The 11,939-nt window shown below is 69.9% G+C and carries 11 protein-coding genes and 1 pseudogene; 7 read left to right on the top strand and 5 right to left on the bottom strand.

Annotated features, from left to right (window positions below; translation table 11 throughout):
- Positions 1-36 precede the first annotated feature (36 nt).
- The 4 genes and pseudogenes from FGX59_RS39640 to iolD all read right to left on the bottom strand — a co-directional run.
- Positions 37-468 (bottom strand): annotated as a pseudogene (locus FGX59_RS39640) (sugar phosphate isomerase/epimerase family protein); the annotation flags it as partial.
- Between the two features lie 240 nt (positions 469-708).
- Positions 709-1,524 (bottom strand): SDR family oxidoreductase, encoded by an 816-nt coding sequence (locus FGX59_RS08375; protein ID WP_138466069.1) that lies wholly within the window; start codon positions 1,522-1,524, stop codon positions 709-711.
- Positions 1,521-2,426, bottom strand: a complete 906-nt coding sequence (iolE, locus tag FGX59_RS08380) for a myo-inosose-2 dehydratase (protein ID WP_138466070.1) — start codon at positions 2,424-2,426, stop codon at positions 1,521-1,523. The genes FGX59_RS08375 and iolE overlap by 4 nt, the downstream gene beginning before the upstream one ends.
- 5 nt (positions 2,427-2,431) lie before the next feature.
- Positions 2,432-4,303 (bottom strand): 3D-(3,5/4)-trihydroxycyclohexane-1,2-dione acylhydrolase (decyclizing), encoded by a 1,872-nt coding sequence (gene iolD, locus FGX59_RS08385; protein WP_138466071.1) that lies wholly within the window; start codon positions 4,301-4,303, stop codon positions 2,432-2,434.
- A gap of 97 nt (positions 4,304-4,400) precedes the next feature.
- Here iolD and iolG point away from each other — a divergent pair, with 97 nt between their 5' ends.
- From iolG to FGX59_RS08410, 5 genes are read left to right on the top strand one after another with little or no spacing between them, the layout of a single operon-like run.
- Entirely contained in the window at positions 4,401-5,408 is a 1,008-nt protein-coding gene (gene iolG / locus FGX59_RS08390; protein WP_138466072.1) for an inositol 2-dehydrogenase, read from the top strand.
- A gap of 5 nt (positions 5,409-5,413) precedes the next feature.
- A complete protein-coding gene (locus tag FGX59_RS08395; RefSeq protein WP_138466073.1) occupies positions 5,414-6,841 on the top strand; it encodes an NAD-dependent succinate-semialdehyde dehydrogenase in 1,428 nt (475 codons plus the stop codon).
- A 12-nt stretch (positions 6,842-6,853) separates the two neighbouring features.
- The gene (locus tag FGX59_RS08400) at positions 6,854-7,666 is read left to right on the top strand and encodes an HpcH/HpaI aldolase/citrate lyase family protein (RefSeq protein ID WP_138466074.1); all 813 of its coding nucleotides are present in this window, start codon (positions 6,854-6,856) and stop codon (positions 7,664-7,666) included.
- Positions 7,666-8,637 carry a hydroxyacid dehydrogenase gene (locus tag FGX59_RS08405; RefSeq protein ID WP_138466075.1) on the top strand — a complete coding sequence of 324 codons (972 nt, stop codon included), beginning with the start codon at positions 7,666-7,668 and terminating at the stop codon, positions 8,635-8,637. The genes FGX59_RS08400 and FGX59_RS08405 overlap by 1 nt, the downstream gene beginning before the upstream one ends.
- Before the next feature lie 12 nt (positions 8,638-8,649).
- Positions 8,650-9,771, top strand: a complete 1,122-nt coding sequence (locus FGX59_RS08410; protein WP_138466076.1) for a Gfo/Idh/MocA family protein — start codon at positions 8,650-8,652, stop codon at positions 9,769-9,771.
- Between the two features lie 99 nt (positions 9,772-9,870).
- Here the strand turns inward: FGX59_RS08410 and FGX59_RS08415 are convergent, their stop codons facing one another.
- Positions 9,871-10,191, bottom strand: a complete 321-nt coding sequence (locus FGX59_RS08415) for a hypothetical protein (protein WP_138466077.1) — start codon at positions 10,189-10,191, stop codon at positions 9,871-9,873.
- A gap of 202 nt (positions 10,192-10,393) precedes the next feature.
- On the opposite strand from FGX59_RS08415, the gene FGX59_RS08420 reads away from it, so the two are divergent.
- Both FGX59_RS08420 and FGX59_RS08425 read left to right on the top strand, forming a co-directional pair.
- A complete protein-coding gene (locus FGX59_RS08420; RefSeq protein ID WP_138466078.1) occupies positions 10,394-11,530 on the top strand; it encodes an alpha/beta hydrolase in 1,137 nt (378 codons plus the stop codon).
- 52 nt (positions 11,531-11,582) lie between these two features.
- Positions 11,583-11,939, top strand: a 357-nt coding sequence (locus tag FGX59_RS08425; protein ID WP_171060563.1) for a helix-turn-helix domain-containing protein, incomplete at its 3' end; no start/stop codon positions are given.

Here is an 11,939-nt window from a genome sequence, read left to right on the forward strand (position 1 = left end):
GAAGGCGCGGATCCGGTCGTGGCAGTGGTCGATGAAGGCGACATAGTCGAGCGCCTGCAGCACGACATGGCCGGGATCGTATATCAGGCAGGCGCGCGGGGGGTGGCAGACGCGCGCCAGGCACATTTCCCAGCTATGGCCGTCATGCAGGTCCTCGCGAGGGTAGATCTCGTAGCACAGATCGACCCCATGGGCGTCGAAATCGTCGAGGATCGGCCGGCAGCGCGCGGCGAGCTCGGCAAAGCCCTCCTCCACCAGCCCCTCGGGCCATTGCGGATAGGGGTAGAGCAGCGCGCCGGAGAAGCTGGCATGCGTCCCCAGCCCCAGCGGCCGCGAGGCCCGCGCGATCAGCCGGAGCTGCTGCTCCGCCCAGGCGCGCCGCCGGGTTGCCGCGGACCGGTTAGGGGGCGAAGCTGTCCCTGATCCGGTCATGCGCGGGATGGACGGCGACGCGCTGCCCGGTGACATGCGAGGCGGACTCGATCCGCTCGAGCCCGTGCCCGGCGAGCGTGCCGGGAAGCTCACTGCAATAGGCGTCGCTTTCGGCGGCTAGCGCGATATCGACCAGCCCCCGGTCCCAGCTGGGGATCTGCCCCCCTTGAAGCCCTTGCCCGCCGCCCAGGCCGCGAGTCCGGGCAAGCTGTCGCAGGGCGGCGCATCGGCCGCGAACTGCGCCAGGCAGACCCCGGTCCCTTGATGGTCCGTATCTCAGGGTTCCAGCGGCCCGTCGGGCGTGGGCGCCGCCCCGGCGAAGCCGCCCCAGACCGACTGGTCGAAGGGGATCACCGCGCCGGTCATCATGCCGCTATCCTCCGAGGCCAGGAACAGCACCGCGCGCGCCACCTCCGCCGGATCGAGCAGCCGCCCGAAGGGCATCCCGGCCGCGACCTTCTCCAGCCAGTCAGGATCGCCGCGCTCCGCCGCCTGCAGCGCCTTCTCGTTATCCGAGGCCATCCAGCCGATATCCAGCTGGTTCACCCGGATGCGGTTGCGCATCAGCGCGAAGGCCGAGTTGCGCGTCAGCGACGCCAGCGCCCCCTTCGAAGCGACATAGGGCGAGATGAAGGGCTGCCCGGCCAGTTCCGAGACCGAGCCGATATTGACGATGCTGCCCGCGATGCCCTCGCGGATCATCAGCCGCGCGGCCTCCTGCATCAGGAAGAACGGGCCGCGGGCATTGACCGCGAACATCCGGTCGAAGAGCTCGGGCGTGGTGTTCAGCAGGTTGCCCCGCTCGGTCAGCCCGGCGGCGTTGACCAGCACGTCGACCCGCCCGAAGGCCAGCTCGGCGGCGCGGATCACGCCGCGCGCCTCCTCGACCACGCCCAGATCGGCCGCGGCGAACTCGACCGGCGTGCCGGTCTCCGCGGCGATCCCGGCAGCGACCTTGCGGCCCTTTTCGGCGCCGCGGCCGCAGATGACGATGCCCGCCGCCCCGGCCCTGGCGAAGAGCCGGGCGATCTCGGCGCCCAGCCCCTGGGTGCCGCCGGTGACAACCGCGATCTTTCCGTCGAGCCGGTTCATGCAGCCACCGTCCCGGCCACGGTGTAGCCCGCCGCCGCCATCACCCGCAGAAGCTCCGCATGGCCCTTCTTCGCCATCTCCAGCGGCGGATTGGCCTTCGGATCCTGCTCGGCCTCGACCACGAACCAGCCCTCGTAGCCCTTTGCCGCCAGTGCCTTGACGATCGCCTCGAAATCGAGCGACCCGTCGCCCGGGACGGTGAAGGCGCCCTTCACCACCGCGTCGAGGAAGCTCTCGCGGCTGCGGTCGAGCGCGTCGATCACCGGCATCCGGACGTCCTTCACATGGACATGGTTGATGCGGGCATGGTGCTTGTCGATCACCGCAAAGAGATCGCCGCCGGCAAAGGCCAGGTGGCCCGCGTCGAAGAGGAGCGGCACCGAGGAGTGCTGCATCAGGAGGTCCAGCTCGGCCTCGGTCTCGATCGCCGCCGCCATGTGGTGGTGGTACGACAGCGGCATGCCCTGCCCCGCGCACCAGTCGGCGAAATCGCTGATCTTGCGGCCATAGGCGGCGATCTCCGCCTCGGAGAGCTTCGGCTTGCCCGCAAGCGGCGCCGAGAGCACCCCCTGGATCGAGCGCGCGGTCTCGCCATAGACGAGGCAGGGCGCGCCGGCCGCGACGAAGAACTCGAGCTGCGCCGCGACGCGGTCCTTCTCCGCCTCGAGATCGCCGTCGAGCAGCAGGCCCGAGAACCAGCCGCCGCAGACCGAGATGCCGTGGCGCGCCAGTACCGGGCCGAGCTCGGCCATGTCCATCGGGAAGCGGCGTCCGGTCTCCATCCCGGTGAAGCCCGCCTCCGCGGCCTGGCGCAGGCATTCCTCGAGCGAGACGTCGTCCGACAGCTCCTCCAAATCATCATTCCACCAGGCGATGGGGGCAATGCCAAGTTTCGCTTCCATTGTGATCACACTCCCACCCGCTGCCTGGCGCGGATCGCATCCTGGTCCGCGCGCGCCGCGCGCACGGTCTCGAATTCCGAAATCTCCGGCACGCCGACATCCCAGTCGGCATCGCCCGGCACCCAGGCGAAGGCGTCCGAGACGATGCTGAGCACCGTCGGCCCGTCATTGCCCTGCGCCCATTCCATCGCCGCCTCCAGATCGGCGAGGCTCTCGCAGTGCCGCGCCTTCGCGCCCATCGCCTCGGCGTGCTTCGCGAAATCGACATGCAGCGGATTTTCGGGGGTCTGCACCCGGCAGTCGGTCAGCAGGTTGTTGAAGCCCGGCACGCCCTTGAACTGCTGCAGCCGGTTGATGACCGCGTAGCCGCCATTGTCGCAGACCACGACGATCATCTTGTGGCCGGTCAGTGCCGCCGAATAGATGTCGGAATTCATCATCATGTAAGTGCCGTCGCCCAGCATGACGATCGGCGTGCCGCCGAGCCCGCCGGGCCCCTCCTGCGCCATGGCGCAGCCCCAGCCGGCCGCGATCTCGTAGCCCATGCAGGAGAAGCCGAATTCGCAGTCGAAGCTGTTGGGGGTCTTCACCTTCCAGTTCTTGGTGATCTCCCCCGGCGTGCCGCCGGCCGCGCCGATCAGCGTGTCCTCGGGCCGGGCGCATTTGTTCAGCACGCCGATCACCTGCGCATAGGAGGGCACCGGCGTGTTGGTGGGCGCCTGGTGCTCCTCCAGCGTGTCGTTCCACTTGGCGAAGAGCGCCCTGGCCTTCGGCATCAGATCCGCCGGGGCCGTCCAGTTGCCGAGCGCCGCGTCGAGCTCGCCCACCGTCTCCAGCGCGTCGCCGACCACCGCATGCGCGCGGTGCTTGACCGCATCGAAGCGCGCGGCATTGACCGAGACGAATTGCGCGTCCTTGGAAAACGCCGTCCACGACCCGGTGGTGAAATCCTGCAGCCGCGTGCCGATGGCGAGGATCACGTCCGCCTCGGCCGCCAGCGCATTGGCCGAGGTCGAGCCGACGATGCCGATCGGGCCGGCATGGACCGGGTGGTCATGGGTCAGCCCGCCCTTCCCGGCGATGGTCTCCACCACCGGGATGCCGCGCTTCGCCGCGAACTCGGCCACCGCCTCCTCGGCCAGCGAATAGCGCACGCCGCCGCCGGCGATGATCAGGGGCTTCGAGGCGTTGCGCAGGATCCCGGCGGCCGCCTCGACGGCCTGGCGGTCGGGGCGCGGCCGCGGGATGTGCCAGACCTTCGGGTCGAAGAAGACCTCGGGGTAGTCGAAGGCCTTTTCCTGCGTGTCCTGCGCCAGCCCGATGAAGGCCGGGCCGCAGGTCGCGGGATCCAGCATCGTCGCCACCGCCTGCGGCAGAGAGGTGATGATCTGCTCGGGCAGCGTGATCCGGTCCCAGTAGCGCACCACCGGCTTGAACGCGTCATTGACCGTCATGGTCGGGTCGCCGAAATGCTCCACCTGCTGCAGCACCGGATCCGGCAGGCGGTTGGCGAAGGTGTCCCCCGCCAGCAGCAGCACCGGCAGGCGGTTCGCCATCGCCGTGCCCGCCGCCGTCACCATATTGGCCGCGCCCGGCCCGATCGAGGTCGCCGCGATCATGATCTGCCGCCGCCGCTTGGCCTTGGCGAAGCCGATCGCGGCCAGCGCCATCGACTGCTCGTTCTGGCCGCGCCAGGTCGGCAGCCGGTCCTGCACCTGCTCCAGCGCCTCGGAAAGGCAGGTCACGTTGCCATGGCCGAAAATGCCGAAAAGACCGGCGAAGAGCGGCACGCGCTCGCCGTCGATCTCGGTGAACTGATTGCACAGGTAGCGCACCAGGGCCTGCGCCATGGTCAGCCGCACGGTGTCCCGGGTCATGTCATCTCCTCCTCTGATTTGCCGCCAGCATATGAAATGCCCATTGACACCGCAATAGGTCTGCAACAAACATTGCAGAAGAATTTGGGAGGAGAACATGCTGAGAATAGCAGTGCTCGGCGTGGGCCGTATCGGCCGCATGCATGCTGCCAACATCGCCCTGCATCCGCGGGCGGCGCTGGCCGGAGTATTCGACGTCAACGACGCCGCTGCAACGGAAATTGCGACGGCTCTCGGGACAGTGAAATTCGCCTCGGCCGAAGAGGCCGTCGCGTCGGAGGCGGTGGACGCGCTGCTGATCGCCTCCTCGACGGCGACTCACGCGGATTTCATCGAGATGGGCGTGGCCGCGGGCAAGCCCGTGCTCTGCGAGAAGCCCATCGACCTGTCGCTGGAGCGGGTGGAGACCTGCGCGGCGAAGATCGCGGGCAGCCCGGTGCCGGTGATGCTGGGCTTCGTGCGCCGCTTCGACACCGGCCACCGCGCGGTGAAGGCCGCGATCGAAGCGGGCCGGATCGGCGATCTGCACCAGCTCGCCATCACCTCGCGCGATCCCGGCCTGGCGCCCGCCGCCTATATCGAGGTCTCGGGCGGCATCTTCCGCGACATGACGATCCACGATTTCGACCTGGCGCGCTATTTCCTGGGCGAGGAGATCGCCACGGTCTCGGCCACCGGGTCGCGGCTGGTCGATCCGGCACTGATGGAGCGCTGCGATGACTACGACACCGTCACCATCACCATGGCGACGGCCGGCGGAAAACAGTGTGTCATCACCAATTCGCGCCGCGCGGTCTACGGCTACGACCAGCGGGTGGAGGCCTTCGGCTCGGGCGGCATGATCGCCACCGACAACAAGCCCCTCGACAACACCCGCTTCTCCGGGCCGGGCGCGACCGGACAGGCGCCCGCGCTGCTCGATTTCTTCATCGAGCGCTATGACGACGCCTTCGCGGCGGTGATCGGCGAATTCGTCGGTGCCGCGGAGGCCGGCCGCGCGCCGGCAGTCGGCTTCGAGGACGGGCGCCAGGCGCTGATCCTCGCCGAAGCGGCGCTTCTCTCGGTCCGCGAGGGCCGCACAGTCTCCATCAGCGATATCGGGTGACGGACATGTATGACAGCTACGGACTTTTCATCAATGGCGCCTGGATCGGCGGCGCCGCGGCCGAGGTGATCTCGCCGGTGACCGAAGCGGTGCTGGGCCGGGTCGCGCAGGCCTCGCCCGCCGACACGGTGGCGGCGATCGACGCGGCCGAGCGGGCGATGGGCCCCTTGCGCGAGATGGGCGGCTTCGCCCGCGCCGAGGCGCTGCACCGGATCGCCGACGCGATGCTGGCCCGCACCGACGAGGCGGCGCGGATGATCGCCACCGAGACCGGCAAGCCGGTCGCCCAGGCGGGGCGGGAATGGGGCCTCGCCTGCGACCAGTTCCGCTGGTACGCGGAAGAGGCGCGGCGCATCTACGGCCGGATCGTCGAGTCCCGCGTCCCCGGCGGCCGCTTCGAGGTCACGCGCGAGCCCGTCGGCATCGTCGGCGCCTTCACCGCCTGGAACTTCCCCGCGGCCCTGCCCGCGCGCAAGCTCGCTCCGGCGCTGGCGGCGGGCTGCGCCGTGGTGCTGCGGCCGTCGTCGCAGACGCCGGGCATCGCGATGCTGATGGTCGACTGCTGCCGCGCGGGCGGGCTGCCCGAGGGGGCGGTGAACCTGGTCGTTGGCACCACCGCCGCCACCTACGGACCGGTCATGGCCGACAGGCGCGTGCGCAAGGTGTCGCTGACCGGCTCCACCCGGGTCGGCCAGCAGATGATCCGCGACGCAGCCGACACGGTGAAGAAGGTCTCGATGGAGCTCGGCGGCAATGCGCCGGTCATCGTCTATGACGATGCCGACCTGGAGCTGGCGCTGGATGTCACCGTGCCGACGAAATACGCCAATTGCGGCCAGGTCTGCGTCACCCCCGACCGGTTCTTCATCCATGAAAGCCTGCATGACGCCTTCGTCGAGGGCTTCGTCGAGCGCGCCGCGAAGATCCGGCTGGGCGACGGGCTCGACCCCGACACCGGCATGGGCCCGCTGATCAATGGCGGCCGCCTGGCCGAGATCGCCGGGATCGTCGAGGACGCGACCGCGAAGGGCGCGACGCTGGCTCATGGCGGCGGCCGCCCGGCCGAGCTGAATTCCGGCTTCTTCTTCCAGCCGACCGTGCTGACCGGCGTGACCGACAACATGAAGGTCTTCGCCGAGGAGAACTTCGGGCCGCTCGCGGCGATCACCCGCTTCTCCGGCGAGGAGGAGGTGCTTGCCCGCGCCAATGCCTCGGAGATGGGGCTTTCGGCCTATGCCTTCACCCGCTCGCCCGAGCGTGCCCGCCGCACCGTCGCGGCGCTGAAGGCGGGGATGGTCGGCATCAATTCCTATGCGCTGGCCGCCAGCGAGGCGCCGTTCGGCGGCACGAATTTCTCCGGCATGGGCCGCGAGGGCGGGACCGAGGGGATCGGCGACTACCTCGACACCAAGCTGGCGCAGATCGTTTTCTGAAGGAGCAAGGCGATGAAGAAGAACAAGCTGAGGGAGATCTGGGCCGAGGGCCGCCCGGTGCTGCATGGCTGGCTGTCGATGCCCAGCCCCTTCGGCGCCGAGATCATGGCCGCGCAGGACTATGACGCGATCTCGATCGACATCCAGCACGGCGCGGTCGGCTACGAGGACGTGCTGGCGATGTTCATGGCGATGCGCGCCAGCGAGAAGGTCATCATGGCGCGCGTGCCCTGGCTCGACCCGGCCTGGATCATGAAGGTGCTCGATGCCGGCGCCTACGGCATCATCTGCCCGATGATCAACACCCGCGCGCAGGCCGAGGAATTCGTCAGCTACATGCGCTATCCGCCCCAGGGCGTGCGCAGCTTCGGACCGACCCGCGCGGTCTATCCGGCGGGCGGCAACTACGCCGCCGAGGCCAATGGCGAGATCCTCGCCTGGGCGATGATCGAGACGGCGCAGGCGATGTCGAACCTCGACGAGATCGCCGCCACCCCCGGGCTCGACGGCATCTATATCGGCCCCGCGGATCTGAGCTTCTCGCTTTCCGAGGGCCGCCTGACCCCGGCCTTCGACCGCGAGGAGCCCGAGGTGATCGAGGCGATCCTGAAGGTGCGCGACGCCTGCAAGGCCAACGGCATCAAGGCGGCGATCCATTGCGGCACGGCGGAATACGCCATCCGCGCGGTGGAATGGGGCTTCGACATGACCACGGTCTCGGGCGACACGCGCCTGCTGGCGGGGGCGGCGGCGCAGTCGGTCTCGACCTGGCGCAAGGGCGTCGAGGGCAAGGCCAGGGTGACGGCGATTAAGGGGGGCTACTGATGGTGCGGCTGCTGGTGGCGGGCAAGCTCCACCCCTCGGGCGAGGCGCGGCTGCAGGCGCTCGCGCAGGAGGGCGTCGAGGTGGACTATGTCGAGGAGGTCTCCGAACCCTCCTGCGCGGCACGGATCGCCGGGGCCGACGCGCTGGTGATCCGCACCCAGCCGCTCTCGGCGGCGACCATCGCCAGGGCGGAACGGCTGAGGGTCGTCTCGCGCCACGGGGTGGGCTACGACTCGGTCGATCTCGACGCACTCAATGCCCGCGGCATCGCGCTGGCCGTCTGCGGCGACGTCAATTCGGTCTCGGTGGCCGAGCATGCGATGATGCAGCTCCTGGCCGCCGCCAAGCGGGCGTTGAAGGGCGATGCCGCGGTGCGCGGGCCCGGCGAGTGGAGCTGGCGCAACCGGCTGGAGCCGCGCGAGATCTCGGGGCGGAACCTGCTGATCCTCGGCTATGGCCGGATCGGCCGGCACGTGGCGCGCATGGCCGGGGGCTTCGGCATGGAGATCCGCGCCTACGACCCCTTCCTCGCCCGCGCCGGCTGGCCCGAGGGCCCGGTCGCGCCGGTCGACGACCTGCAGGAGGGGCTGGGCTGGGCCGAGTTCCTGACGATCCACATCCCGCGCGGCGACCGCCCGCTCCTGGGCGCCGGGGAATTCGCGGCGATGCGCCCCGGCATCGTGATCTCGAACACCGCCCGCGGCGGCATCGTCTGCGAGGAGGCGCTGGCCGCCGCGCTGGCCTCGGGCCATGTCTCGGCCGCCGGGCTCGATGTCTTCGACGACGAGCCCCCCGCTGGCGGCAGCCCCTTCGCCGGCTGCCGGACGGCGATCCTGTCGCCCCATGTCGCGGGGCTGACCTACGAATGCAGCGAGCGGATGGCGCTCGCCTCGATCGAGAACGCGCTGCGCTATCTCGACGGCACCATCGACCCGGCGCTCGTGGTCAACCGCGCCCGCGCCTCTGCCTGAAGGACCCACGGCATGACTGCCAAACCCAAGCTCCGCATCGGCCTGATCGGCACCGGCTTCATGGGCAAGGCCCATGTCTTCGGCTTCGCCTCGGCGCCCAAGGTCTTCGACCTGCCCATGGAGATCGAGCTCGCCACCGTCGCCGACATCACCGAAGAGGCCGCCGCCGCGGCTGCCGCCGCCTTCGGCTTCGCCCGGGGCACGGCCGACTGGCGCAGCCTGGTCGCCGATCCGGAAATCGACGTGATCGACATCACCGCGCCGAATGCGCTGCACAAGGAGATGGCGCTGGCCGCGATCGCCGCGGGCAAGCATGTCTATTGCGAGAAGCCGCTGGCGCCCCTGGCGTCGGATGCGCGCGAGATGGCCGAGGCGGCGGAGGCGGCGGGCGTCACGACCCAGGTCGGCTTCAACTATCTCTGCAACCCGATGCTGGGCCTCGCGAAGGAGATGATCGAGGCGGGCGAGCTGGGCGAGATCCGCGGCTATCGCGGCCTGCATGCCGAGGATTACATGGCCGACCCGGCCGCGCCCTGGAGCTTCCGCCACGACCCGGCGGGCGGCGGCGCGCTGGCCGATATCGGCAGCCACGCGCTGGCCACGGCGGAATACCTGATGGGGCCCGTGACCGAGGTGATGGGCGATTGCGTGACGATGATCCCCGAGCGGCCCGACGGGCGCGGCGGGACGCGGCCGGTCGAGGTCGACGATATCGGCCGCGCCTTCCTGCGTTTCGCCAATGGCGCGCAGGGCTCGGTCGAGGGCAACTGGATCGCCACCGGGCGCAAGATGCAGCATGATTTCGAGATCTACGGCACCAGGGGCGCGCTGGCCTTCAGCCAGGAGCGGTTCTCCGAGCTGCATTTCTACTCCGCCCTCGACGCACCCGGCCGCCGCGGCTTCCGCCGGATCGAGGCGGGCCCCGATCACGCGCCCTATGGCCGGTTCTGCGTCGCCCCGGGCCACCAGCTGGGCTTCAACGACCTCAAGGCGATCGAGGTGGCCGGCTATGTCGGCGCCATCGCCTCGGGCGGGGCGGAGCCCTTCGGCTTCCGCAAGGGGCTGCGGATCCAGACGCTGGTCGAGACCATCCAGGAAAGCTCGCGCGCGCGCGCCTGGAGGACGGTGGCCTAGCCGTCCGGCGCCCCCCGGGCCGCGCGGCCCGCATGCGGGCGGAGGGCCGCTCCGACCGGGGATCGCGCAGCCCGGGGGGCCCTCCGCGGCCGCGCGCCGCTAGCGGCGCGGCACGGTGAAGAGCGTCCAGCCCTCGTGCTCGGCCAGAACGGCGCCGCCGGTGTCGTAGGTGAAGAGCCCGGCATCGGTGCCCGGCGGGCAGGCGACCAGATCGGCCGCGTCGCTGAGATACTGGTTGGTATAGGCGGTCTCGCCCGCGCGCAGGCAGGGATCGCCCGCCTCGGGATAGCCGTCGCCGAACAGCGCCAGCTCGGCCGGGCCGATATTGGCCGGGCCGGTCTCGGGCGGGGTGTCGCTGCAGCCGGCGAGGCCGCCGAGGACGAGGGCAAGCCCGGCAAGGGCCGGAACGGAACGGGTCATCGCAAAACCTCCTGGGTGTTCGCGGCCAGACTATCCCTTCGGGCGGGCGGGCGCAGGCGGCAGATCGCCCTACCCCGGACGCGCGGCGCATGGTCCCGCCGCAGACGGGAGTAATCTCTTGCCGATGCAGGTCCGCTCCGGCAAGTCTGCCCTTGCGGCGCACCGGCCGGGACGGTGCAGGCGGAAAAGGGGACGGCCTGGGATGAGCGGCAGATCTTCGAAGATCACGCGGCGGCGCTTCGCGGCCTCGGCCGCGGCCGCGGCGCTCACGGCAGGCTGCGCGCCGCGCGGCTCGATCTTCGTCGATCCCGCCAGCGCCAAGACCGGCAATGTCCGCGACATCCTGGTGGCCACCACCCGCGAGCCCACCGATGACGGCCGCGTGCTCTCGGGCAGCCGCGCCAGCACGCTGCGCTTCTACGATTTCGCCGTCTCGGTGCCGCCCGACCGCGAGACCGGCACGGTCCGCTTCCCGACTTCGGCGCCGCCCGATCCGCAGACCGACTTCCTGACCGTCAGGGCCCGCCAGCTCGGCGGCCCCGCCGCCTTCCGCCGCGAGATCAATGCCCGCGCCGCCATCCGCGCGCCCAAGGACCGCGAGGCGGTGGCCTTCGTGCACGGCTTCAACACCAATTTCGCCGAAGGGCTCTACCGCCACGCGCAGATCTCGCACGATTTCCGCAACCGCGCGATCTCGGTGCATTTCAGCTGGCCCTCGGCGGCCCATGTCAGCGCCTATGCCTATGACCGCGAAAGCGTCCTGGTCTCGCGCGACGGGCTGGCGGCGACGCTGGACGAGACGGCGCGCAGCAGCGTGCCCCGGATCGTGGTGATGGCGCATTCGATGGGCGCGCATCTGACGATGGAGACCCTGCGCCAGATGGCGATCCGCGGCGCGCCGCAGTTCTTCGGCAAGCTCGCCGCGATCGTGCTGATGGCGCCCGATGTCGATGTCGACGTCTTCCGCAGCCAGGTCGGCGCGCTCGGCGATATCGACGTGCCGATCTACATCTTCGTCTCCAACCGCGACCGGGCGCTGCAATTCTCCTCGCTGCTGCGCGGGCGGCGGCAGCGGCTGGGCTCGGTCACGGATGCCGGCAGCCTCTCCGACCTGCCGGTCGCGGTGATCGACATCAGCCGGGTCGGCGCGCGCTCCGATCCGCTGCAGCATTTCAAGGTCGCCAGCTCGCCGACGATGATCGACCTCTTCTCCGGGATGGGCACGGCCGGGCTCGACATGCTCCAGGGCGGCGAGACCCCGTCGGGCATCCTGGGCAGCGGCATCGAGATCCTGCAGACCCTCGCCGGCGCGGTGCCCGGGGTCTCCTCGCCGAACTAGTCACCTGGAACTAAAGTTTGTATCATTATTCTGCCTGATGCGGGAGGATGTGATGGGTGGCCGTGTTGCTGTTCCAATTGATCTCAGCGACGAGGAACGCTCATTCCTCGAAGCCCAGCTTCGCAGGCACAAGGCGGCCCGATCACTTTCGGACCGCTGCCGCATCGTCCTGCGCTGCGCCGAAGGGATGTCCAACAAGGAGATCGCCGCCTCACTCGGCCACAGCCAGCACACGGTGGGCAAATGGCGCCGCCGCTTTGCGGAGCAGAGGCTCGAGGGGCTTTCCGATGAATACCGTGAAGGCCGTCCACGCACGGTTTCGGACGAACAGGTGGCGGAGGTCATCAAGAGGACGCTGGAAAGCACGCCCCGGGACGCGACACACTGGTCGATCCGGTCGATGGCTGCG

Source organism: Poseidonocella sp. HB161398, from assembly GCF_005870025.1.
Taxonomy (GTDB): Bacteria; Pseudomonadota; Alphaproteobacteria; order Rhodobacterales; family Rhodobacteraceae; genus Mangrovicoccus.